Annotated in this window: 19 protein-coding genes and 7 pseudogenes; 9 read left to right on the top strand and 17 right to left on the bottom strand. The window is 48.5% G+C overall.

What is annotated here, in order from left to right; translation table 11 throughout:
* The first annotated feature begins 34 nt into the window (after window positions 1-34).
* The 4 genes from ACQ86O_RS25390 to tal all read left to right on the top strand — a co-directional run bounded on the left by ACQ86O_RS25390 (window position 35) and on the right by tal (window position 3,923).
* On the top strand, window positions 35-355 hold the full coding sequence (locus ACQ86O_RS25390) for a PTS fructose transporter subunit IIB (RefSeq protein ID WP_233679202.1): 321 nt from the start codon (window positions 35-37) through the stop codon (window positions 353-355).
* Between the two features lie 170 nt (window positions 356-525).
* Window positions 526-1,629: a PTS fructose transporter subunit IIC gene (locus tag ACQ86O_RS25385; RefSeq protein ID WP_431223366.1), complete on the top strand. Its 1,104-nt coding sequence runs from the start codon at window positions 526-528 to the stop codon at window positions 1,627-1,629.
* Between the two features lie 9 nt (window positions 1,630-1,638).
* Complete coding sequence (locus ACQ86O_RS25380) at window positions 1,639-2,892, top strand: class II D-tagatose-bisphosphate aldolase non-catalytic subunit (protein WP_431223365.1); 1,254 nt, start codon at window positions 1,639-1,641, stop codon at window positions 2,890-2,892.
* 89 nt (window positions 2,893-2,981) lie between these two features.
* The gene (gene tal / locus ACQ86O_RS25375) at window positions 2,982-3,923 is read left to right on the top strand and encodes a transaldolase (RefSeq protein WP_431223364.1); all 942 of its coding nucleotides are present in this window, start codon (window positions 2,982-2,984) and stop codon (window positions 3,921-3,923) included.
* A gap of 539 nt (window positions 3,924-4,462) precedes the next feature.
* On the opposite strand, the gene ACQ86O_RS25370 is transcribed toward tal, so the two are convergent.
* From ACQ86O_RS25370 to ACQ86O_RS25340, 7 genes are all read right to left on the bottom strand, one after another.
* Entirely contained in the window at window positions 4,463-4,873 is a 411-nt protein-coding gene (locus tag ACQ86O_RS25370; RefSeq protein ID WP_431223363.1) for a hypothetical protein, read from the bottom strand.
* 66 nt (window positions 4,874-4,939) lie between these two features.
* The gene (locus ACQ86O_RS25365) at window positions 4,940-5,377 is read right to left on the bottom strand and encodes a hypothetical protein (RefSeq protein ID WP_431223362.1); all 438 of its coding nucleotides are present in this window, start codon (window positions 5,375-5,377) and stop codon (window positions 4,940-4,942) included.
* Window positions 5,378-5,418: 41 nt separating this feature from the next.
* Window positions 5,419-5,955 carry a DUF4339 domain-containing protein gene (locus tag ACQ86O_RS25360; protein WP_431223361.1) on the bottom strand — a complete coding sequence of 179 codons (537 nt, stop codon included), beginning with the start codon at window positions 5,953-5,955 and terminating at the stop codon, window positions 5,419-5,421.
* A 25-nt stretch (window positions 5,956-5,980) separates the two neighbouring features.
* Entirely contained in the window at window positions 5,981-6,691 is a 711-nt protein-coding gene (locus ACQ86O_RS25355) for a transcriptional regulator (RefSeq protein WP_431223360.1), read from the bottom strand.
* Between the two features lie 207 nt (window positions 6,692-6,898).
* Window positions 6,899-7,723 carry a DUF932 domain-containing protein gene (locus ACQ86O_RS25350; RefSeq protein WP_431223359.1) on the bottom strand — a complete coding sequence of 275 codons (825 nt, stop codon included), beginning with the start codon at window positions 7,721-7,723 and terminating at the stop codon, window positions 6,899-6,901.
* Window positions 7,724-7,817: 94 nt separating this feature from the next.
* Window positions 7,818-8,681, bottom strand: a complete 864-nt coding sequence (locus ACQ86O_RS25345; RefSeq protein WP_431223358.1) for a GTPase family protein — start codon at window positions 8,679-8,681, stop codon at window positions 7,818-7,820.
* A 262-nt stretch (window positions 8,682-8,943) separates the two neighbouring features.
* Entirely contained in the window at window positions 8,944-9,633 is a 690-nt protein-coding gene (locus ACQ86O_RS25340) for a hypothetical protein (RefSeq protein WP_431223357.1), read from the bottom strand.
* A gap of 591 nt (window positions 9,634-10,224) precedes the next feature.
* Between ACQ86O_RS25340 and ACQ86O_RS25335 the strand changes: the two genes are divergently transcribed.
* The 3 genes and pseudogenes from ACQ86O_RS25335 (at window position 10,225) to ACQ86O_RS25325 (ending at window position 14,034) form a co-directional block, all read left to right on the top strand.
* Window positions 10,225-11,235 (top strand): LacI family DNA-binding transcriptional regulator, encoded by a 1,011-nt coding sequence (locus ACQ86O_RS25335; protein ID WP_431223356.1) that lies wholly within the window; start codon window positions 10,225-10,227, stop codon window positions 11,233-11,235.
* 107 nt (window positions 11,236-11,342) lie between these two features.
* Window positions 11,343-13,070 (top strand): GH32 C-terminal domain-containing protein, encoded by a 1,728-nt coding sequence (locus tag ACQ86O_RS25330; RefSeq protein WP_431223355.1) that lies wholly within the window; start codon window positions 11,343-11,345, stop codon window positions 13,068-13,070.
* A pseudogene (locus ACQ86O_RS25325) lies at window positions 12,980-14,034 on the top strand (carbohydrate kinase family protein). The gene ACQ86O_RS25330 and the pseudogene ACQ86O_RS25325 overlap by 91 nt, the downstream one beginning before the upstream one ends.
* Before the next feature lie 93 nt (window positions 14,035-14,127).
* Here ACQ86O_RS25325 and ACQ86O_RS25320 read toward each other — a convergent pair.
* Both ACQ86O_RS25320 and ACQ86O_RS25315 read right to left on the bottom strand, forming a co-directional pair.
* A complete protein-coding gene (locus tag ACQ86O_RS25320; protein ID WP_431223354.1) occupies window positions 14,128-15,480 on the bottom strand; it encodes a right-handed parallel beta-helix repeat-containing protein in 1,353 nt (450 codons plus the stop codon).
* Between the two features lie 80 nt (window positions 15,481-15,560).
* A pseudogene (locus ACQ86O_RS25315) lies at window positions 15,561-16,993 on the bottom strand (glycoside-pentoside-hexuronide (GPH):cation symporter).
* Between the two features lie 289 nt (window positions 16,994-17,282).
* On the opposite strand from ACQ86O_RS25315, the pseudogene ACQ86O_RS25310 reads away from it, so the two are divergent.
* A pseudogene (locus ACQ86O_RS25310) lies at window positions 17,283-18,370 on the top strand (IS3 family transposase).
* A 37-nt stretch (window positions 18,371-18,407) separates the two neighbouring features.
* A pseudogene (locus tag ACQ86O_RS25305) lies at window positions 18,408-18,818 on the top strand (transposase); the annotation flags it as partial.
* A 98-nt stretch (window positions 18,819-18,916) separates the two neighbouring features.
* On the opposite strand, the gene ACQ86O_RS25300 reads toward ACQ86O_RS25305, so the two are convergent.
* From ACQ86O_RS25300 to ACQ86O_RS25265, 8 genes and pseudogenes are all read right to left on the bottom strand, one after another.
* Window positions 18,917-19,459, bottom strand: coding sequence for a DUF3916 domain-containing protein (locus tag ACQ86O_RS25300; protein ID WP_431223353.1), 543 nt, complete (start codon window positions 19,457-19,459; stop codon window positions 18,917-18,919).
* 101 nt (window positions 19,460-19,560) lie between these two features.
* Window positions 19,561-19,765 (bottom strand): annotated as a pseudogene (locus tag ACQ86O_RS25295) (IS3 family transposase); the annotation flags it as partial.
* Between the two features lie 17 nt (window positions 19,766-19,782).
* A protein-coding gene (locus ACQ86O_RS25290; RefSeq protein ID WP_431223352.1) for an IS3 family transposase occupies window positions 19,783-20,948 on the bottom strand; the annotation gives its coding sequence in 2 pieces (ribosomal slippage) (window positions 19,783-20,684 and window positions 20,684-20,948; 1,167 coding nt in all).
* Between the two features lie 70 nt (window positions 20,949-21,018).
* Window positions 21,019-21,231, bottom strand: a pseudogene (locus tag ACQ86O_RS25285) (transposase); the annotation flags it as partial.
* A gap of 740 nt (window positions 21,232-21,971) precedes the next feature.
* The gene (locus ACQ86O_RS25280) at window positions 21,972-22,667 is read right to left on the bottom strand and encodes an inovirus Gp2 family protein (RefSeq protein WP_431223351.1); all 696 of its coding nucleotides are present in this window, start codon (window positions 22,665-22,667) and stop codon (window positions 21,972-21,974) included.
* A gap of 258 nt (window positions 22,668-22,925) precedes the next feature.
* Window positions 22,926-23,300 carry a hypothetical protein gene (locus tag ACQ86O_RS25275; protein ID WP_431225844.1) on the bottom strand — a complete coding sequence of 125 codons (375 nt, stop codon included), beginning with the start codon at window positions 23,298-23,300 and terminating at the stop codon, window positions 22,926-22,928.
* Window positions 23,301-23,315: 15 nt separating this feature from the next.
* Window positions 23,316-23,992: pseudogene (locus ACQ86O_RS25270) on the bottom strand (DUF3987 domain-containing protein); the annotation flags it as partial.
* Complete coding sequence (locus ACQ86O_RS25265; RefSeq protein WP_431223350.1) at window positions 23,971-24,438, bottom strand: DUF3987 domain-containing protein; 468 nt, start codon at window positions 24,436-24,438, stop codon at window positions 23,971-23,973. The pseudogene ACQ86O_RS25270 and the gene ACQ86O_RS25265, both read right to left, overlap by 22 nt.
* Window positions 24,439-24,645: the final 207 nt, after the last annotated feature.

The following is a 24,645-nucleotide window of genomic DNA, read 5'->3' as shown; positions in this document are numbered from 1 at the left end:
ATAAACAGCCAAAATAAAAAATCAGGAGTCACTCATGAAAATTGTCGGAGTTGCTGCATGTATTACCGGTGTTGCCCATACCTATATGGCGCAGGAAGCCATTGAGCAAGAGTGTAAAAAACGCGGTTACGACGTGAAGGTCGAAACCCAGGGCGGCATGGGCATTGAGAACGAATTAAGCGAAGACGAGATTGCCGAAGCCGATGTGGTGATTCTGGCCATTGCCATCGGTATCGAAGGCGTTGAGCGTTTTGAAGAAAAAGAAGATGCCGGGCTGGTGATTTCACTCAACCCTGCCGAAGTCGTACGCGACCCCGCGGCAATTATTGATAAAGCGGAAAAGCTAGCGAGTTAATTTAAGCGACCTTTCCCGGATTTATTTCGGCATCCGGGAAGGGAAAAAAACGTAATTTAATTTCTGCGAGCCCGTTATTTCTATAACCAGACATTAATGTCTGGGGGATTTCGACACCCTGAATCTGGCGTGCACCTAATAAAAAATAGCGGGAACCAGGAGGACTGAAAATGTCGGGAAATATGAAAGCCGTAAAGGATGAGCTGGTTAAAGCGTTCAGCACCGGTGTGTCATACATGATGCCGGTGGTGGTGGTTGGCGGGATCTGCCTGGCGCTGTCGCTGGTCGGCGGCGAGCCGGTCGCGGGTAAAGGGATGGTGGTCACTAACCCATTCTTACTGAATCTGGGCGCTATCGGGAGCGCGGGTCTCGGGATGATGATCCCGGTGCTCGCCGCCTATATCGCCTACTCGATTGCCGGTAAACCGGGGCTGACGCCGGGGGTGATCACCGGCTTTATGGCCAGCACACCGCTCGGTGCCGACCACGTGGTCACCGGGTTTCTCGGGGCGATGCTGCTCGGTATCCTCAGCGGCTACGTCGCGAAATGGATTAAAACCTGGAAGGTTGGCAAGGCGCTGATGCCGGTCATGCCAATCATGATTATCCCTATCGTCTCAACCTGCATCGTCGGCATGCTCTACCTGTACGTTCTTATTGGGCCAATCGGTGCTGCCATGAAATGGCTGGTCTCCATGCTCTCCAATATGCAGGGTAGCAGCGGCATAGTACTGGGGCTGATTCTCGGCGCCATGGCGGCCTTTGATATGGGTGGCCCGGTCAACAAAACCGCTACCGCCTTCACCCTGGCGCTGATGGCTGAAGGTATTTACGGCCCGAACGGCGCTTACCGTATTGCCTGCGCCATTCCACCGCTGGGTATCGCCCTCTCTACTTTCATTTCACAGCGCAAATGGGCTGAGGATGAACGCCGCATGGGCACCTCCGCCGCCTTTATGGGCCTTATCGGGATTACCGAAGGCGCGATTCCCTTCGCGGTGAAAAACCTTAAAACCGTTCTGCCTTCAATCATTATCGGCAGCGCCGTAGGTGCTGGCCTGGCGATGGTTCACGGCGTGGAATCGATGGTGCCGCACGGCGGGTTAATCGCCATCGCGGGCGTCAATAAAGCCCCGCTGTGGTACGTCCTTGATATGGCCATCGGCGTCATTGTAACCGCCATCTGTCTGCATATTTTGCGTCCAAATATTAGCGAGCCGGTGAAGAAATCCGACGCTAAAAAAACTGTCACTTCAGATATGAATAAAGCCTAAGGAGTTGTCATGAAAAACACCATGAAGCAGTACGTTGATTATATCGTTAAGGGTGGTAAGTCCACGATGCTGGGTATTGGCCCAATGTCTCCGGCGCTTATTCAGGCATGTTTTGAATTAGGCAAAGAAAAAGATCTGCCGCTGATGTTTATTGCCAGCCGTAACCAGGTTGATGCCGATGAATTTGGCGCAGGCTACGTTAATAACTGGGACCAGTTCCGCTTCGCTGCCGACCTGAAAGCAATGGCTGATAAAGTCGGCTTCGACGGCGATTACTTCCTCTGCCGCGACCACGGCGGCCCGTGGCAGCGTGATAAAGAGCGTAAAGACCATATTCCGGAAGCACAAGCGATGGAGCTGGCGCGCCGCTCCTACCAGATTGATATGGACGCCGGGTTCGATCTGTTGCACATCGACCCAACTAAAGACCCGTACGTCATGGGCAAATTGATTGATATCGAGCTGGTATTAAGCCGCACCGTAGAGCTGATTCGCTTCTGCGAAGAGTATCGTAAGAAGAACAACCTGAAAGAGTTCTTCTACGAAGTGGGCACCGAAGAGACCAACGGCGGCCTGACCGATATCAGCGCCTACGAAGGCTTTATCATTGAGCTGAACAAGCGCCTGAACGACGAAGGACTGCCGCAGCCGCTGTTTATCGTCGGCCAGACCGGTACCCTGACCCGCCTGACCAAAAACGTTGGCCACTTCAACGATACCCAGTCGGCGGAGCTGTCTGCTATCAGCTCTCGCTACGGTGTGGGGCTGAAAGAGCACAACGGCGACTATCTGCCGGATGAAATTCTGCTTAAACACCCGGGCCTTGGGATCACTGCCATGAACGTCGCCCCAGCGTACGGCACCATTGAAACTCGCGCCTATCTGAAGCTCGCGGAAGTGGAAAAAGATCTGGCGGCAAAAGGTTTTATTAAATCGGCATCAGATTTAAAAACCGTGCTGACCCGCGAGTGCGTGCTGAGCCACAAGTGGGAAAAATGGATGACCGACGAGCATAAAAATAAATCTGAAGAGCAGATCTTCAGCGAGCCCGCGCTGCTGAAAGAAATTCTTGAGCTTAGCGGCCACTATAACTACGAAAAACCGGCGGTAGTTAAAGAGATGCAGACGATGTTTGCTAACCTGAAATCGTTTGGCGTTGAGCCAGAACGCTACGTGGTAAACAAAATTAAAGACACAATCCAGAATGAAGCTGAGTGTTTTAATATGCCGGGTTTGACTACTCGCGTCGCGCAAGCCCGTTAATGTCATAAAAAAATAACGCTACAGGCCGGATAAGCAAAACGCCATCCGGCCGCACCTTACTCGCGCCCCAATAAAAACAGGTACAGGTTATGAATCAGCTTGAACAATTAAAGCAGCGCACCATTATTGTCGCTGACAGCGGGGACATTGATAGCATCATTGCCTATCAACCCGAAGATGCCACCACTAACCCGTCGCTTATTTATAAAGCAGCGCAGCTGCCGCAGTATCAGAATGTCATTAAAGAGACCGTCGCCACGCTCAAATCACGCTATGCCGGAAAGGAACTGCTGCCCTCCACCGTGGCCGATCATCTGGCAGTCAGTATTGGGACGTTAATTCTGCAAAGCGTACCGGGACGTATCTCCACTGAGGTTGATGCTCGCCTGTCGTTTGATACCGAGGCCAGCATTTGCAAAGCGCGCGAACTGATTGCGTTATATACTGAACAAGGCGTAGGTAAAGAACGTGTCCTGATTAAGCTTGCCGCCACCTGGCAAGGTATTCGCGCCGCTGAAGTGCTAGAAAAAGAGGGGATTCGCTGCAACCTGACCTTGCTCTTCTCTTTCGCACAAGCGCGCGCCTGCGCCGATGCGGGCGTATTTCTCATCTCCCCGTTCGTCGGACGCATATACGATTGGTACAAGAAAAATAACCCGGATACCGTCGATAACGACCCGGGCGTGGAATCGGTGCGCAATATCTACCGTTTCTACAAAATGTACGGCTACCAGACGGTAGTGATGGGCGCGAGCTTCCGCACGCCGGAACAGGTTCTGGCCCTGAACGGCTGCGATCGTCTCACGGTTTCACCATCGCTACTCGCACAGCTTCAGCAGCGCGAAGCTGATATCCCGGCACCACTGCACTATGCCGGAGAAATACAGCCGAAGCCTGATGCTGTCAGCGAAGCCGAATTCTATTGGGCGCACAACTTGGACGCCATGGCAGTTGAAAAGCTGGCCGAGGGTATTCGTCTGTTCGCCATTGATCAGAACAAACTGGAAACATTGCTGGCACAGTACCTTTAACTTTCTTGAGTGTTGATATCCTACTGTGGTCAGGTTGCATAATCAGGCGCCCCAGTATAATTACTGGGGTTTTCTTCGTAAGCATGCCCGTTTCAGTTTCATACACTTTTTTATCCCCTGTCAGATAATGTTGATCTCGTGCTCGATCCTTAGCTTGTCAATCAAACTTCTGCTCTTCGCTCTTAGCAGACTTTATAACCAGAAGCGGATACATTTACCTGAAGAAAGAAACTGACCACTGCGCTCGTCGTTCGGAAATGCCAAGGATATCGGTGGATATTAAGCGACAAAAAAGAAAACCCCGACTGCCGGAGGCAATCAGGGTTATTAATGCCGTCACTGCGGAACCCGCCAACAGTAAAATGTGAATGTATTGATTGAATTTCATATTCTTCCTGAATGAAAGTTAGCGTGTTTTCTTTTGCTCATTCAGTCGTCGTTGGCGACGAAACTGGCTCAGATATCACGCGATTCTTAAATGCAAAAGCCCCTGTTGCGTAAGCAACAGGGGCTGGGTTTATTTTGTGTCGATGACGGTATCAGTATCCGGTTTTAACTTTATACATCAACAACGTTTTGCTTCCCCTGACAATCTTCACATACAAGCCGTTATCCTTCACACCACGTACGAAAGCGGCCTTCACATCACCCTGACAGTCACCGCCATCGTAGGGCACATTAACACCGGTCTGACGCACCAGATCAATAACCCCGAAGCTTAAGTCCTCACAGGCCGGGCCCGGCAGGTCCTGAATCAGGGCAAATTTATGGTCGTCGCTGACACCGGTCAGTGAGCACATGGAGGTGTTGATGTCGTTTCCCTGGCACCAGTACCCCTGGCCAGGATTGTCTTTATCCATCAGGCTTGCCGGAAGCTGGGCGGCACCGGCACTGAATGCGGCAAGTGACAGAATGAGGGCGGGTACAGCAGAGGTCATTATTTTCAGCATGGTTTTCTTCCTGAATTAATCCAGCCCGCAGTTGGGCAAAATAAGAGTGGTTGATATCGGGTGTTGTCAGAAGCGCCGGTAGCGAAACAGTTCTTTACCCTGATAAAGTGCCACCAGGTCGTCATATTCCGGCTTCTTCTGGTTGGGCTTAAAGGTCACTACCGTGCCAGGACGGCACAGGTCTTTTACGGTGAGACCGAATTTCTTGTCCGGAGTAATGGTGAATCCCTTCGACACATCGTTGCGCATGATAGTTATCCAGCCCCACAGGCCGCCTTCGCAGTCTTTAAAGGGGGCTGAACGCACCGTGACCATCCCGCCGAGGCGGTCAACAGACATGGCTTCACATTTTCCGGTAACCTGACGATGCGCATCACACCAGAAAATATTCCCGTTGTTGTCATTGACGACTGCAGGCAGCGTCCGGTTATAAGGCTGGGCCTGAGCTCCTGTACAGAGCAGAAAGCTGACGGTAATGCCCAGTATTTTAATCAGTGTTTTCATTACGTTGGTCCTTAACAGAGAAAGTATCAGGGAGCGGTGATTCAGGCCCAGACGGTCAGGCCCAGCATCACCAGCCATACCCAGAAGTAAGCCGGTTTCTGAGCGAGGGTTTTCGCCCGCCGCCACAAATAGAACGGCACCAGCCAGGCCAGTTTGCCGAACGTGGTGGTATCCACTCCGGCCTTACGCAGGCGTCGTTCATCGAGATACCCCAGTGCGATATTGAGCAGCAGCGTGATAAACCAGTACTGCCCACCCGAGACGGCCTCATATGCCTTGTCAAAAGACATTCCGTTCAGCCCTGCCGTCCACAGCTCGAGCGCATAACCAATGAAAGGAGCAAATGCCAGCGTCCATACCACTTCGCCCGGAATGCGACTCCCCGGCAGCGCTGGTGGTGTGGTGCTGTGGAGCAGCGCCGAAGCCAGAGGGGTGGCGGAGACCGGTTGCCAATCCGGCATGCCCTGTCGCCAAACCAGCGTGGTAGCAGTGAGTTCACCGCGCTTAATCAGGCCAGTGATGTCGTCTTCGGTCACATTGTCGTGACGTATGCCATTTTTCTCGTAATGCCAGGTCATTGCTTTTCCTTCTTAACAGAGGTTATTAAATCAGTGTGTTGTCCGGCTTCTCCTCAGAGGGACCAGGAAACAGGACTTCGCGGATACAGCTGAAGTGCGGAAGGGCCCGGATAAAGCCCGCCTGTGTGGTTAAATGGCTGAGACGTTTTCGCGGGGTAAAAGTGGTGTTCAGAACTGTCACCGCATGGATAGTCGCCAGAGGATGCACGGTGATATGCCCGTTAAGTTCACCGGTGAGATACCAGCAGCCGTCGAGTGATATCAGACGGTACGGGGCCAGCCCGTCACAGCGCTCTCCCTCGGCCAGCAGCAGCACCCGCTGACAGGCGGTTATGGCACTGACGAGACGGTAGAACACCAGTGAGATGGCCGGGGACACAGACTGTGGCGGCTGCCATACCAGACACGGCATCCCTCCTGCAGTGAGCAGCATGCCCGCCAGACGCCGGTCCAGCCCCGGAAAAATATCGGCCAGTCCTGCCCGGTGAGCAAAAGTCAGCGCATCCAGCTCGCCCTGTACGCCTCCACTGGCACTGCGCAGGCGGCATTGCCCCCGTCGATACTCAAGGTCGAGGTACATCAGCCGTTCGCGAAAATCCCGTCGCAGGGTACGGACTGACACACCAAACTCTGCAGCCAGCCGCGCCATGTTCAGCGTTTCACCTGCAACCAGGCGGCTGATTATCAGTGACAGCCTGACAGCCAGCCGGTCATGACGGCGCTCTGCCTGTGTCATCTTAAATCTCCGTAATAGTTAACTGACTGAATATGAAATGATTCTAAAGAGGGGGCGGACAGGGTATGGACATGGAATGAACTATTTTTTATCTGCCTCCGGAAGCAGGCCCGACGCGGCACACCGTGAAATGCGGTGAAAAAACACTCAATCCAATGGAGGCAAAACGGACAGGGAGTGTCCTTTCCTAACATGCTGATAACAAGCTCAGGACTGAAACCCACCCAGCATCGCTTCAGCCATCACCCAGAGAGCCCGGTTGAGCTTCACATCTCCGTCGATACCACGCACGGCGCGGGTATGCGTTCGCCCGCCTTTTGCACTCCGACCACTGAGCCCGCCCTTAATCAGGTTCTCCTGAATACGCTGGTATGTGGTCCACAGATCATTGCTCTCATCCTGCCAGCGGCGTGGGGAGAGTATCTGAGGTGCTGTCACCGGCTGGTGGTCCTCACCGAAACGGTACGTCAGTGCAGCCTGTGCCAGAGCCTGTTGTGCAGATGGCGGCAACATCAGCGACTGCATGGCATCCCGCTTCTCTTCCACACGGTCAAAAATACCAAGCACTTCATACGCCCCCTCAATCACCTGACTCACGACATCTCCTTTGTGCGGAACGCGCACCTCGCCAAAAGTCTCGCCGCAAATCAAACCATTCTGGCAGACCTGGCGAAACAACCCTGGCAGCATCTGGTAGGAACTGGAGCCATCGTGGGAATTCAGAAGAATGATTTCCGGCACCTGTTTACCGGTGATCTGGCCCTCACGGCGCAGGCGCAGCATGTGCTTTGTGTACTCACGACGCTCCGGGTCACGAACCCGGGTCTGACAGGCAAAGAACGGCTGAAAGCCTTCACGCTGCAGGCTGTCGAGCAAAGTGATGGTCGGAATGTAGGTGTATCGCTCACTGCGTGAAGCGTGTTTATCTTCGCTGAAAACACTCGGTACCGCGCGAAACAACTCTTCACGGGTTAAAGGGCGATCACGACGGATGACATTAGCTGCGCCAAAGCGCGAAGCCAGACGGGTCATAAGCAGACTCCTCATGGTGGAAAATAAATACGAAAAAGCCCTGCCGCGATTGCGCGACAGGGCTCAGAGAACAACGATGTAAGGGGCTAAATATTCAGAAGAAGATATTCCATACGGTACGGGCGACCGATACCACAGTATTGCGTACAGCCTGAATGATTGTCCGAACCGGGGCCGGTATCAGGGGCAGGGAACTTACTGTATCGAGTACCGAGCCGACTGTTTCACCAAAATCATCACGGGCTTTTTTATTAACGGCATCGGTACGAAGCGGCGCACTGAGCTGTGCCACCACCGGGCTGCTGACCTCATGTGGCAGACAACGAATCATCCGTTCTGCCATCACCCGAAGCCCCCACTTCAGACGGGCTGACACCGCGCAGACCGGGTTTACCGGCTGAAAAAGCTCATGTAACAGACAGATTTTTCGGCTGATATTTTGTTTCTGCTCTGTGGATAGCTTTTCACCACCGTTGCCAGGTTCGACTTTATCCGACTGACTTATAACAAACAGCACCTTATGCCGGTATGCTTCACCAATCACCTGTTGGTAAAAATGTTCATCCACCGCCAACGCTCGGTCATCGGCCTTAATCAGCCACAGCACCAGATCAAGCCGGGGAAGCTGTTGCCGGTACAGCGTGGCATATTCCGCATCACGACTTTCGCTTTCACCGACACCTGGTAAGTCCACAATTGTCATAAAGCGCTCGCCAACCTGCAAACGAAAGCGCAGGGGTTCACGGGTACAGGCCACCACATCGCTGACCGGCGATACTTCTCCGGCAAACAGGGCATTGCACAAACTGCTCTTGCCCGCCCCAGTTTTACCCATAATGCCGATCACCGGTTCGTAGCGAGTAAGCTGGTTTATCTGCTGCAGAATACGCTCCGACGCCCACTGCGGCAGGCCAGAAAGCGATTGCTGCAACGACTGAAAACCTTCAGATTTTTTCATCACTGCTCCTCTGAAATGAAAACAAAAACGGCAGAACCACGAGGTTCTGCCGTTAATGAGGTATGTTCAGTTGAATGATATATATCTGAAGATTTTTAAAATACTGATGCCCGCTTCAACTCGCTGAGTCCACGGCACGAAGTTGACAGTTGAGGTATAATCGAACTAGCTCTGAGCGAACAACGGAGCTTTTCAGTCTCGGGTGTATCGAATGGCGGGGAGCAGGTCAGTGAAACCGGAATGGTTCCTGTAACTGGAACGCCTAAGTCTCGGTGCGATCCCAAAAATTCGCCCCGAAATTATGCAGGCTTTTAACCGTGAAAGTTTTTGGGATCAGTGAGCCATCTCGCCCTTCTTTTAGATATCTGTGGACAGATTCCTTGCATATTGCTTTTAGGTGCTCCCAGTCCCGGTACAAATTTTCTTGTTTTGTCTGCTTTTGCCTAGCTGAGCTAATTTTGCGTGCTGGCACGGCGGAGAAATAGCTTGGCTGTTCTTTCGCAAGGTAAGAGAATGTAATGCTTCCGAACTGCCAGTCTGCACTCTTTTCAGTTCGCCAGTGGTAGCTTATCCGAACAGAAAGGCGTTCACTAAACGTCGTTGGCGGAAAATTTTGTTCATCTACACTAAATGCAACTTCTTCTGCTTCAACCTCAGAAACCCCTGCTCTCATATGCGAAATTGCAGCTGCCAAATCACGGCCAGCTTTCAGGGCAGTGTATCTTGCTGCTTCGCGTTTTTTGGATGACTTGGATATCCGAAGTGTAGTAACAGCTTTTTCAAAGCAAAAGAATTGCTGCATGACATAAGGTCCACAATCATAGAGTCTGAAGTCCTGAAGATAATAAGATTGCTCTTCATACAGGCATTTATCGATACATTTTTCCAGCTCGCTTTCATCAATGGCTTTAAGCGCTTTGCGAGCTGCATGCGAGATATCAAAATAACTCATTAGAAAACCTTCCTTAGGTCAGAAACCACCTGCAATAGCGATCTTCCGGCTTGTTCGGATAGTTAGCATATTTTGCCCAAGACCAACAGGCAAGCAGTCCCCGAATAAACCGAAAATCCCCCCAGGCTGACGCTGGTCAGAAAATGAATGAATCTACGTTTACTGTTGTAGTTGTTCTGCAAAATACGCCCAGTTGTTCTGGTCTTCGACCGCTTAACTCTACAAATGCCTAGCTTGATCTGCATGATGTACCGCCCATTTATCGGACATCAAGTAGTGCTGTTAGAGAAATTTGGAGTCATAGTAAGGATGCCGGTAGAGGGGTACATAGCGTTCGTTGCAACGATGTGCTTAATCTTCGCGGCTGGGTATAAATGTCCGCTCTGTGCCAGGAGCGGAAGTTGCCAGCGGAGTGCGGGCGGAGAAACAAACTAACAGTTTGTTTTAGCTAATTAAGAAACGTACTGGCAATGTGAATCTGTGAACCCGAAGCTATATCTATGTAACAATCAAACATGAGATCTATCAGATATTTTTTGTCAGGTGCTGAGTTACTATATATGTAACTTATGTAATCGGTAACATGACTTAATGGCTTCGATCAGAGATGTAGCAACAAAAGCGGGCGTTTCAACCGCCACGGTATCAAGGGTGATTAACAACCATCCGAGTGTCACAGCACAAACCCGTAGGGCGGTGCACGAAGCGATGGATTTTCTCTGCTATGTTCCCAACAGAAATGCCGTTCAACTGAGCGGAAAATGCTCTGGTCTGATAGGGGTCGTGGTACCGAATTTAATCAACCCGCATTTCTGCGAACTTCTGGCCTCGCTTGAGGATGAGGCGCGATACGTCGGGAAATCGGTCATTATTAAAACCCATCAAAACCAGCCATTTCAGGACAAGCAAATAGTCAGAACATTGGCCGGGATGGGCATTGAGGCATTGATTTGGGTGCCGACTGAAGCCGAATCCACCTTGTCGGAGTGGCTGATAAACACCGGTATTCATACCGCCGTGGTGACACAAAATTCGCGTTTCTTTAATTCGATTTGCAACAATCAGGAACGAGGAGCAGAAACGATAGCCGAACATTTTATCGATATCGGCCGTCTCCGCCCAGGCTTTATTGGTCAGGATGGCGTAGACCACCGTAAAATGTCAGCCTTCTGCAAGAGAGTACTCAGCCACGGTCACCTGGTGGAAAAACACCATGGTTACTGGATACCGAAAGGCGACGGCGAAATTAACCGGGGGCATATCCACTCGCTGGACAATATTGTGGACAACATAATTTCTCAGGGTGAAAAAATAAACTGCCTGTTTATTTATAACGATGTCGCAGCAAGCTATGTGATTGAACGCCTGAGACGTAAAGGGATCAATATTCCTGAAGATATTGCGGTGGCAAGTTTCGATAATACTATCATTGCGCAAATGATGAATATCACCAGCATCGCCCAACCTATTAATGAAATGGGCAAGTTAGCCTTCGAATTGATCAACAGCAGTGAGATAAAAGACAGCATTGATTCAGTGGAGTTAACGACCCGACTAATTGTCCGTGAAAGCAGCCTGGGTATGACGACAATCAAAAATTAACCTGCGTTTCTTACACATCAAATAACAATCGACTTTATAAATTCTACCGTAGGTGGAGGGTTTTTACCTGGAAAAAATTCATATCTATTAACCAAAGAGTAATCACCATGAAAAAATTAGTATTGCCCGCAGCATCAGGCACGCGATTTGATCTGTGGCTGAAGAAAAATCACGACTTGCCTTCGCCGTTGTTACAGTTTTCAGTGAGCGGAAAAATGGTATATGCCATAAAAACAGCGGCTGAATATTATCAATATTTCACCTGGACTCACTATTCTGACGAACCGATATTGATTGAATGGGATGATGACGCGGCGGATATTTCGTTATTTTACTTTTGGCAGCCCGAAACGGTGCAACGGGTTGGGGTAACATACCTGGTCGGCGAAGCCGATACGTTACGGGCTGTGGGGCAAGATGAGATGGAGACCTGGTACAGGCAAGAGCCGTTGCGCCCGGCGCTGCACTTTTCGCCTTTTAGCCGCTGGATGAATGACCCTAACGGGTTGTGCAAAATTGGCGATACCTATCATCTTTTCTACCAATTTCATCCGCATAGCACCGAATGGGGGCCAATGCACTGGGGACATGCCACCAGTGACGATCTCTACCATTGGCGTCACTATCCGGTGTTTTTACTACCAGAGCAGAATCTTGAGGCTCTTGGCGCGACCGGTGGGGCATTTTCCGGTACCGCTTTCCAGGATAACGACGGCAATGTCCGGTTCTACTTCACCGAACGTTTACCTGCTTACGATCTGTATGCCGGTTATCGAGAAGTTCAGAAGTGCGCCCGACCTGGCCGCTGGCTGGATAAAGTGGAATCCGTTAAGCAAGTGTTGAGCGAGCTACCCGAGGGGGTGAGCTGCGATTTCCGCGATCCTAAAGTCTGGTTTGATAAACAACAGCAGCGTTATTTCATGTTACTGGGTGCTGCGGTGGACAACGATCCTGCGGTGTTGCTTTTCACCTCGCCAAACGGCGATGACTGGGTATTTGACCACGTGCTCTATCGGGCAGATAAAACGTTCAGCCAGCACGGAGGGCGTTGTGTGGAATGCCCTGACTTTTTCCCGATTGGGGATAAATGGGTGTTAATCATGGGGATCGTGGGCTATACGGAAGCGAAAACCGGGCGACATAACCTGCTTTATGCTCTGACTGGCGAGTTTAGTCAGGGTCGCTTTATCCCGGATGATAAAGCATTGCAGGCGCTTGATTTCGGAACGGATTTTTATGCGTTGCAAACATTCCGTGATGAGGAAAAGACCCTTGGTTTTGCGTGGCTGTATAACTGGGCCAGCAAGAAGACTGCCGATTCAGTCTACAACGGTGAAATGTCGCTGCCACGCCAGTTTGCACTTAATGACGCCGGTCAGGTGTGTATGCTTCCCGTGCCGCCGCCACCCTCTTGTGTCATCCAACAACACGAACATCTCCACACATGCTCCGAAGGGCGTTTACAGCTGTGCCTTGATGCGTGGCAATCATTCTCGCTACAGCTTAAAGGAAATGAGATCAACCAGTTACACCTGACGTTGCAGGGCGAAAATGACCAGCATATAACGCTGCGGTATAACGACAATATGCTGACGCTACAGGCCGACGGCCTGGACGATATGCGCTACAGCGTTTGCGTGGATGAGCTAAGCGAACTGGAGCTGTTCTTTGATGCGGGCATTGTTGAGGTGTTTGCCAACCAGGGTAGCCAGTGCGGCACGCGTCGCTACTTCCATATTAGTGCATGCCAGCGTATCGCCCTGGAATACAACTCGTCCGCGACGCTCACCACGGCGTTACTTTCACAATATCGTACGACATGGAGTCATCAATAATGAGTTTAGAAGCAACCATGAATGACCAGAGTATTGTCTGCCTGGGCGAACTGTTGATTGATTTTGTTTGTACCGACATCGATCAGGGGCTGGTCAAAGGGGTGAACTTCCTCAAAAAAGCGGGCGGCGCACCGGCAAACGTTGCAGTTGCGATTACCCGTTTGGGGGGAATGTTCGGCTGGCAGCGCAGGTAGGCAACGATCCCTTCGGTGAGTTTTTGATTGAGACACTGCGTCAGGAATCATTGGATACCACTCTGATTATTCGTGATAAATCTGTTCCCACAACGCTGGCTTTTGTGGGGATCCAACACGACGGCGAGCGCGATTTTGTATTCTGCCGTGGGGCTGATGGCAATTTATCACTGCAAAGTTTCCCTGCTGATTTTCTCAGTGGTAGCGGGATCGTTCACCTCGGAGCGGCCACAGGTTTAATGGACGGTGAGTTTTATCAGACCTACGCTACGATTGCACGCCGGGCGAAAGAACAGGGAAAAATGCTCTCTTTCGACCCTAATTTTCGCAGCGGTTTGTGGGGAGGTAACGAAGCTGAATTTATTCGCCGCTGCGAGCCCTTCCTGAATATGGCCGATGTGGTCAAAATGAGTGAAGAAGAACTGGAACTTATTACCGGCCAGACTGATAGGGTTCAGGGATGTCGATATTTACACGACCGGGGAGCCACCTTTGTCACTATCACTCTCGGCAGTCAGGGAACCTGGGCCAGTCATCGGGACGGGGAGCAAATGCTGGTTCCTTCTGTTGCGGTCAAATCTGTCGATTCAACGGGAGCCGGAGACGCTTTTGTTGGCGCGCTGCTGCTGCGCTTTACGCAGCGGGACAGCCGAGCGATAACCTTTGATGATTTCACGGCGGATGTCACATGGGCCAACAAAGTTGGTGCCTTAACCTGTACGCGCTTCGGCGCAATCGATGCTATTCCAACTTTGGCTGAACTGGTGTAAACGCCGAGAACAGGCCGGAATTTCTTTTCTGACATAAAAAAAGGAGAGCTTCAAAAGTTCTCCTCTTTTTTATCGATAAACTCAGATAAAAATCTATACGCCGCCAGGCACAGGGGTTGAGCGGAACGCATTTACAGTTTTGTCGAGAACGACCTGAGCATCACTCCCCGAGTCCAGAACAATATTTTGCTCCGACTCCGTCTCAACCTGAACCATGGTTACCTCAAGCTGTGTCAGATCCCTGACCGACAGCATAGAACTCACCTGCGCCTCGAAACAGGAATCTGTTTTCGCCGTCTGGTTACGTGCCACTGTGGTCGTCGCCACAATACGGTTGTCAGAAATATAATTTCCGCTGCCTGAAATCACACGGATGATGACCGGTTTGGTCCCGAGAGGCTTAATATACTGCGTATCGATAGATTCAGAAATATGGTTAGCAATCAGAGAATTATTGCTGCCATTAATATACAGAAGGCCATATGAATCATCTAAACCGTTATCATAGGCTTGCATCGGTTCCCAGGGCTCATGCTCGCGGAAGAAATGGTTAGAAGACACCAGAACTTCAGCGCATTGATTATCAAGCACCAGCATGCCGGGATAAAACGAGTGCAGCCTGTTGCTGCTTATTGTCGAGCGCACCACGTTGGAGAAATGGATACTGCTTGAACCACGAGGGAAGACATTATTGGCGGTGACTAACAGGCCAGCAAAGTTCTCAGCATAAATAGAATAACCTTTGTACCCGGCACCGATCAGGTTATCAGTGATTTTTGACGCCTGCCCTGACCCACGCAGTTCAATACAGTTTCCGCATTCGGCAATAAAGTTATCATGTATTGACAGGGCATCAGCATCATAGCTTGTGAAGCCGTGTTCTAAATACACAAAGCCCATACCATTAATGCGGAATGAGTCCTGGGCACTGGCGATATAAATACCTGTTTTACCGTTTACATAAGTATTTTCAGGATCGTCGTTGCCTGATCCATCATCGACAAAGTGCAAACCATCAATACAGAAATTGGTGAATTCAACGGAGCTGATACGTGGATCGCCATCGCGTTTCACGTAAAACGCAGCCCCCTGATATTCTTCATCACCCGCCTGCGGCGACAAATCAACCATGACACGACTGCCTCCTGGCCACACTTCATGCCAGTTTGAGGTGTTCGGGGTATTGAACCGAATACTTGAGGAGGTAAAACCATGGCCGGAGCCCATGATTTTAAGAAAACTGATGTCAATTAAGACCTGCGTTTTCAGATGGTAATCTCCCGGTGGAATATAGATAACCGCCCCCGGTTTCCCGCTTTCATCAACATCAACCGCCGTTTGTCTCGTTTTAATATCGGCGATGATACTGTTGATAACTTCGCCGATATCGCTATACGGATTGCCAACATCCCATTCTGTTACATCATAATAATTTTCACTGGACATCAATTGAATACTCCTGAATCAATAAAACATAATTAAACCGCGCGGCACTCTGCATAGAGGATGCCGCTTGTTATTCAAAATTAATGTGAGGGCTGAAACGCCGGGGTGTCAGTCGATTCCGCAGGTTGCGCACGGCCATTTTCCAGTTCGCGCTTTGCCAGATCGACTTTTATTCTTTCGAGGAAGACATCGTTTAACTTAAAATAACGTGCCATATATGCGCTGACAAAATAGCTTAGCATTGGCATGAGCGAGAACATGATGATAATCCACTGGATCGTCTCGTGATTTTGCTGCGGCTTATTGGCAACGTAACCGGTTGATGCCAAAACCCAGGCAACGATAGCCCCAGCCACGGCCAGGCCCATTTTCAACATAAACAGATTGCCCGCAAAGGAGATGCCGGTCAGGCGCTTGCCAAATTTCCAGTCACCGTAATCATCCACATCAGACATCATGGCCCACAGAATCGGTCCTGACTGAATTAAATGCAGAATATTAATGATGATAAACAGCGTTAACAACGGTGTCAGCGACGCAGGGTTAACAAACCACAATGCGAACGACAGGATCCCCAGAATAACGTTGAGTACGCGAAAGAGCTTAATTTTATCGAAGCGGTCGGTAAGCGGTTTGGCAATAACGCTTCCCAACATATTACACGCGACACCCAGTGCCATAAATAAGGTAATAAACCCAACAGAGGCATGCATGACATAGGTTGCATAATAAATGGTAACCGCCCCGCGAATAAAGGCCGGGAAGACGTTAAGGAAGGTGATGGAGATCATCAACAGCCATTGATCATTTTTAATGATGTCTTTCAGGTCACGCTTTAACGAATCATTGGCATTAATTGAAACAACGCGTTCCTTAATGCTGGAGAAACAGAAAAGGAACATTAAGGTTGCCGCCCCCCCATAATCATCATGGTCATCTGAAAACCGGAAGACCGACTACCGCCTCCCAACCAGTCGGTCAGGGGTAAAATAGTCGAGGAGACGATAAGCGTCGCCAAACCATTAAGGAAGAAACGCCATGACAAACAGCTCATCCGCTCTTTCTGATTAAGCGTAATCACACCCGCGACCGAGCAATACGGAATATTGATGGCGGTATAGATTAAGGACATGACCAAATAGGTCACCCAGGCATAAATGATTTTCCCGTTCATGCTCAGATCGGGTGTGGAGAACATCAATACTGCACCCAGGCCAAAGGGAATAGCCATCCACAATATCCAGGGCCTGAATTTACCCCAACGGCTTTGGGTACGATCGCAAATTGCACCCATGACGGGATCGCTAAACGCATCGAAAACACGAATGACCAAAAATAACGTCCCGACAATCGCGGGATCCAGCCCGTAAACATCGGTATAGAACCAGGTCAGATAAAGTGCCAGAACGCTCCAGATCATACAGGAACCTGCATCACCCATGCCGTAGCCGACCTTTTCTCTCAGGCTCAGCTTTCCATAAGCACTCTGCTTTTCAATAACTGAAGCAGACATACACACCTCATTGCATAGACATGAATATAAGGTACTGACCGTGACGGCAGTACCAACGAAATAAGGGAGAGTTTGACCATTGCGGGTATGCAAAACCGCATGATGCACTAACAATAGCGTCCACTATAGAGAGGGATGAAAGCGAAAAATGTAAGCGAGAGCACATGTCTTTTCGTTACATAAAAAACGGATGTTGCTCTCACTATAAGTAGGCCATTCGGTAATCCCCCCGAAAAACCGGTGTGTTTATAAGTAGAATTTTCTCGTAATCTGAACCGGGGAGATCTCTATGAAAAAATCGCGTTTTACCGACAGTCAGATCATGGCCATCCTCAAGCTTGCCGAGGCCGGAACGCCGGTAACTGAATTGTGCCGCGAGCATGGCATGAGCAATGCCAGTTTCTATAAGTGGCGTTCACGCTTTGGTGGGATGGATGCCTCCATGATCGCCCGTCTGAAAGAGCTGGAAGACGAAAACCGCCGCCTCAAAAAGATGTATGCCGAAGAGCGGCTCAAAGCCGAGATTATCCAGGAAGCCATGGCAAAAAAGTGGTGAAGCCATCGAGTCGAAAGCAGATGGCGCAGGACGCGGTCAGAAGTCGAAACGTCAGCATACGTTTTGCCTGTCAGTTGTTTGTTGTCAGTGAAAGTTGCTATCGCTATCAGCCTGAGTTGAACGAGGAAAATGAAGCTATTGCCGACTAGCTGCTTCGCATCACTGACAGTCAGCGCAACTGGGGATTTAGCCTGTGCTTTTTGTACCTGCGTAACGCAAAAGGCTTCCGGTTCAACCACAAAAGGGTGTACCGAATTTACTGCGAGTTGTCGCTGAACATGCGAATAAAGCCGAAAAAACGACTGAAACGGGATAAGCCCGAACCGCTGGCGGTGCCTGAAAGCAGCAACGAATGCTGGTCAATGGACTTCATGTATGATCAGTTATCGGATGGTCGTTCCGTCCGTTTACTGAATGTGATCGATGACTTTAATCGTGAGGCACTGGTTATTGAGGTGGGTTTTTCCCTGCCTGCCATCCGGGTAGTGAGGACACTAGAACAACTCATTGAGTGGAAAGGAAAACCGGCGGTAATACGATGCGATAACGGGCCAGAATATACCGGCAAGATACTGATATCATAGGCAGCGCAGCAGAATATAACCCTGCGTTTTATTCAACCCGGCAAACCTCAACAGAATGCCTATATTGAGCGATATAACCGGACAGTGCGTTATGACTGGCTGGGGCACTACCTGTTTTCCTCACTGGACGAATTGCAGGGCTATGCCACGCGGTGGCAATGGTTTTATAATCACGAACGTCCGAATATGGCACTGAATGGCTTCACGCCGATGCAGTATATTCAACGTATGACCTGATTCTACTTATCACCTCCGTTAAAAATGGGGGATTACCAAATCACTTCCGGGCATAGGGCCGTGTATGGGCCCACGAATGCTTGCTGCACTTGGTGATAACCGTGACCGGTTTAACAGCGCCGAAGAAATTCAAAACTACGCAGGTATTGCACCGGTGACTGAACGAAGTGGCCAGAAATCCTGGGTTCACTGACGATGGCAGTGTGCCAAGTTCGTCAGGCAAACCTTTGTTGAATGGGCTGCCAAGACGGTTAACTCATCATACTGGGCCAGGCTGTATTATCAGGGGCTGCGAGAAAAAGGAAAATATCATCAATCAGCGATCCGGGCTCTGGCATTCAAATGGATAAGGATTATTTACCGCTGCTGGAAGACCAGAACCCGTTATGACGAAGCTAAATATTTGCTGGCACTGGAAGCGCGAAAATCGCCCTTGTTAATGCCGTAAAAAGCTTGTCGAATGTCTCAGGGCGTGAAGCGGACATTGACAAATAGAGCATCTATTTTTTTAAGTTCGTTATTTTCAATCAAATGAAAGCAACTCCCTTAATTCACCTGACCATAATACCAGCGCTCTCCCGTGAACCATTCATCCTGATCCTCGCTTCCATAATATTCGAGCGTGATACCGATTTCCTGCACGTTAGCTGGCAGAACGAGCCCCCATTCAGCAGCGAGGCTGCGGTCTTTGATCAAAGTAGACACACCATTTTCAGAACGATCTTCAGTTATGAATCCCTGATAATATTCTTCGGAGCGATAGAGACAGAGCTCACTTGTAAACATATCTGGAAGACATACAACAACAGTAATCCGCGGGCTGTAATTCATACCTGAAGTGGCCGTTATGAGGTTTGAACATGCATTAATTAAAGCTTGTGCACAAGCTGCCTTGGTTTTAATCGTGCTGTATTTTCCCGCCACGAGATTGATCTCTACTGGAATTTTGAAATTCCAGTAATGTTCATCTTCTGAAAAAACGCCACGTTCAGGACTGTGGAAAGTATCAGCCCAACGGTTCAGCGCTTTTATGCGTCGGGGAATATTTCTGACTTTGGTCCGGTGATCTCTGTTAAGTCGTCTACTCATAAATAATTTACTTTTTTAGCAGCTCAAACGGTTCACGTTGTGTCTTTACTCAAGAGCATTCTATCCGAAGTTGTTCAGTTTATCGTTACGTCTGCAATTTAAAGCGCAGCAATCACCGGTTCATCACGCCGGATATCGGGCTGGTAAAAATACACCGTCCTGCTCAGCGATAACGTCCTGCAGGCCTGGCGTAAACTCATGGCAAATTGCGCCGTCAGATAGCTGACGAGTTCACGTTTTATCGCTGGTTTTAATGCTTTTTTCGATGACGTCTTTCAGGGGCCGGCATTCAAGGTTGAGATCGGCTGTAGTGGATCACAAAATTAGGACACCGGGATAACCTGTCTCCACTGTTCTTCATACGCACAAGGGGGTATACCCCCGTTATGCGTATGAGGACGAAAAACGTTGTAATAACCGTTTATCCAATTGCTGATATCACGTATCGCATTGCCAAAATCAACATAGCCTCCCTTTGGCAACCACTCACTTTTTAGACTACGAAATACCCTTTCCATTGGTGAATTATCCAGGCAATTCCCTCTGCGACTCATGCTTTGCATTACCCCATATAGCCAGAGTAACCTTCTATATTTATTGCTTTTATATTGACTGCCTTGATCTGAATGAAAAAGCAGACGACCATTGCGAGGGCGAGTTTCCAATGCATTACGTAAAGCCCTACACACCAGGTCAGCGTCAGCTGTTAATGACAGAGCTGACCCCACAATCCGGCGTGCATATAAATCCACAACCAAAGCGAGATAACACCATTTATCCTGTAAACGAACAAAACTGATATCGCCACACCACACGCGATTAGGGGCTGAAGGGGTAAATCTGCGACCCAATATGTTGGGTAATGCAGGACTGTTATTATCGTTTATTCGGTAATGGTGTTTACGCGGTTGACAGCTTGTCAGGCCGCACTCTGTCATCAAGCGTCGCGCCAACCATCGACCTACATCACATCCACTCTGGCGCAACATTTGGCTAAGTGTACGGCTGCCTGCCGCACCACGACTGAGTGCATGAAATGCTCTCAGTCGGCTACGTAACTCCACTCTACGAGCATCAAGGGGACGTCTTACATAAGCATAATAAACGCTGCGATGAACCCCCAGCAAACGGCAGAGTGTCACTATCGGCCATTTCACCTTTAGCCGTGTGATTAGCGGACAGATTTTCCGGGGATTTCGCTCATCAACACGGCAGCCTGCTTTAGTATTTCTTTTTCCATCTCAAGGCGCTTTATCTGCACTTTAAGCTGCTGAATTTCCCGCTGTTCGGGGGTAATAGCGTTCCCCATCGGCTCAATGCCGCGGAGTTCTTGTTGATAAAGCCGTATCCATTTACGCAGATGGTCAGGATTGAGTTCAAGTGATTGAGCAACCTCTCGAACATCGCGCTGATATTTAACGACTTGCTCGATAGCTTCAAGTTTAAACTCTGGGGAGAATGTGCGTTTGGTTCGCCGAGTTTTGAGCATGTATCACCTCATATTCACTGTTTTAACATTAACAGGTTTTAGAGATGTCCTGAATGACCGAACCACTACAGGCAAACATCTGTTTGAGGCGACGGTTTTCATCCTCCAGATCTTTCATCTTTTTGATATCAGAGGCTTCCATACCGCCAAACTTCGCTTTCCAGTTGTAATAGCTGGCTTCAGAGATACCGGCTTCACGGCAGACATCCTTAACGGTACGTCCGGCTTCGACGGACTTCAGAACGGCAATGATCTGGTGTTCGGTGAATCGGGCTTTATGCATGGTGATCTCCTAAGGGGACATAATCAGTATGTCGGAAGATCTCTAAAAGTGAATGGTGCGGATTGCAGGGATACTTACATAACGAGTCCCGCAAGCTGGAGTGGCAGCCTTGCAAACATATGGCAGTCACGGGCTGACGCTTTCAATAAACTCATTGAACAAGAGCGGGACGGCATTTCAAACATTGCAAAAAAATCCACGAGAGATTAATGCTTATGATTGAACGTCAAAGGAATCGGGAACAACAGGAGGATCGTAAAGGTGAACAGAGGTTTGAGTAATGATGACTACCCATAAGGATCTTAATGGCACTTTAACACAAGTGTTTTCAGGTATCTCAATTGCAGTGTGAAAATCTTTCGATTCAAAATAACAGGCAGGTGATTCGCAGGGATTGTAGAGAGAACTCGCTTTTCACAACGCAGACAATTGACGAGGCGATAGCTATTATGACTGCAAGTGGAAAAATCACGCCAAATTAAATTATCCAATCTCCAAATGCGCTTTGTTAAAATTGCTGAAATGCCAGCAATTAAGGACATTCAAATGGATCAATTTTGTGGCTTCGTACTCAACCAAAATGAATGTTTCGATCTTTGAAGTCTGCTACAACCTGCTACATGTAGCAGGTTGTAGCAGGGTCCTGAGACACAATACTGAATTTTTTACCGGGAAATGTATCAATGATGTTAATTGACAGGGTGAGGATAATTATCCTCACCCTAAGTGCTATTAACAGGCTAATTGAATCCGCCTAAGCGTGAGCACTGGCTTATGCCAAAGTTACGGTAACCACTGTGGGCATCCTTAGTTCTGGTTTTGGCTAAGTACGCCAGTCGAATCAGAAAACTCCAGTAGACTGGGTTACGATCCAAAGCATCGAACTTGCTAAACCTGTAAACAGGATTATCGGGGAACTCAGCTAATGTTGCGTAATCAGGGTAATCAAGAGCTATAGCGCTGCACCAGGCCTTCTGTATACGTGTTGCCATGTTATCAGCATCGCGATCATTGTAATTGCCAAGAAATCTGTAGACGTCTTCGTTGAATAACAACATAAGGTGATAATGGAGGTGTACGCTTGTATCGCGTTCTCTACACCACCCATAAGATGGGAGCGCCGGATTACCCGCTCTCCGGGAGCGTTTGTGATCCGCACGTAGCTGACTTTTCAGTGAATCGAAGAAGCGAGTAATTGCCTGAGGATCATCTCGCTGGAAGCATATTGGTAGATCAGGCTCTCCCGGTACATGGGACTGGGCGAATCTCGGGTCAGTACGAATAGCCAGTATTCGGTTATGCTGCTCCAGCGTGCCGTAGACCATGTTAAGCAGTGGGAAGAGAATATCGCGGTCAATAGGTGATTTATACTTTTTGGAGGCTATTTCTACCAAGTCATCGATTTCTTCGTTGGTAAGTGAATATTGTGATTCCATAATAATCCTTAAGTATGTAAATAATAATCTTTGGGTAATGGGTAGCCCTCACGCTACCCATGTGATGTTGGATATAACCCCTATAGGGGAGTTACTATTGACGTGTTACTGTATTAATCAGATCATTGAGGTAGGTATATTACATATACCAGTTTAAATACATCAATTGCCCTCCTCAGCAATGCAAATAAAAGCCGCAGCATTACTGGCCTTAAGGTCAAAAAAATATAAATAAGGAAAACTCAAGTTACTCTGAAGTTATTCAGGTATAGGCAGTTTACTTATCGCAAGTGATCCCGATTGTAAAATAGGCGTGTTAGTTTTCTCCGCCAGTTCTCTAACCTCCATTTTCGATTTGGTGAATTTTACATAATTAGTCCCACCTCTTTTGAATAATTGTACAACCCCTTCAGCTTCAAGTTTATTCAAAGCAGACATTAGCCGTTCTGATCGCCTTAATGAATATGGGCCTTTTTTGATAATATCATTCTGCCTAAATTCGTAAGAGCCATTATTGACAAGATTATCCTCAAGATACGTCAATAATTTTTCGTCACCTCTAGGCTCTCGAGTAGATTCAACCTTCGAGATAGCATGATTCGTAAAACATTGTGTTATTTTCAAAGCTGACATAAAAGTATCCTTAGTAATTATTCGTGAATCAGGTGTGATAAACATTTGCATTACTGCTGCAATTCTCGAGGAGTGCTCCATAAATCGAGCACCAAAATCATCATGATGTTGTAGTTCCCCTCCTTTTTTATTTTTTTCTGAATGTGTTCACTCTGTGAATTCCACAGAACTTGAGCCTCCGGTGAAAAAGTAATACATATCCGTTCTTCATGTTTTTCTCTACGCACAATCCCATCTTGCAAGTGTCTGGTGAGAATAGAGAAAAATTCTTCAATTCCTGGCTCATCAGGCCATGTACCAGCATCAGGGATACAGCACAGTTCAGGTAACTGTTCCATGTCAATAAGTAATAAACGAGCTAACAATCCTGAGTCTTTTGCCTTTTTTCCCTGTTTTTCAAGAAAGCCATCGAACAAACCAGGTTGCATCGTCAGCAGCATAGTTAGCCGTGCATCATAAACATCGTAGCTGTCACGGGAAGCCCTGCTGTCTGCAATTTTCCCTTCTCCCCAAAGAGAGTTGAGTACTGGTGTATTGCGGAAAAGATTACCGTCGAATAGCCCTCCGGCCTCATCAGATCCGAGCATCAACGACGGAGATCCCTGCGCTAAAACCTTTCTAAGTCCCTCACTTGTTGAATCGTTTTTAGTAAGATACTTTCTTGCTGGAACTACTGGTTTTCTTTTTGGCACTCCTCCAGCGCTTCAAGCGCTTCAGTTACATCGATCTTCTGACGAATAGCTTTACTGTATTGTTTTTTATACTCTTTTAACTCTACTTCCCAGGACGCGTATTTCTGCTCATAAACTTTCTCCTTTAGCAGAAAATCATCTTTCAACTCTTTTTCCAGCCGATAGATTTCCTCCATCAACAACCTGAATACGGTTGATTTCCTACTACCTGATCTTGCTAAAAACAGGAGGTAAAGCGATGTAAATGTTTTCCCATTTCTAAGCTGAACATCAAATTTATCTTGACAGGCATACGCCATGACTCCAAGCAATACTATTAAAATAAGCTCAGCCGGAGCACCTGTTTTATAATGTATATAACTTATCAATTGTTGTGCAAAAGTAGGTAGCGTCTGAAACTCCAAACAGAGATCTTCATTTTGCTTACTCTTAGTTCTTTTAGACATGCATGTTAGGCCCCTCAACATTGTTTAAAAATAAAATAGCTCTGGAAGAGATTCACTTATCTATAGAAGTGGATCTCCATCCTGCGGATGAAAGCCCAAATTTGATGGGCCCAGGAACATCCTCATCGTAAAATTTCAATAAGAGTTAAATAGCTCACGAATGCTAAAAATCAATCACCTGTAATGATTTTAAATAATTTCTGACAT

The sequence above is a fragment of the Serratia sp. L9 genome (genome assembly GCF_050632285.1).
Lineage (GTDB): Bacteria > Pseudomonadota > Gammaproteobacteria > Enterobacterales > Enterobacteriaceae > Chania.
The sequence above is the reverse complement of the archived record's forward strand: the minus strand, read 5'-3'. Positions and strand labels throughout refer to the sequence as shown.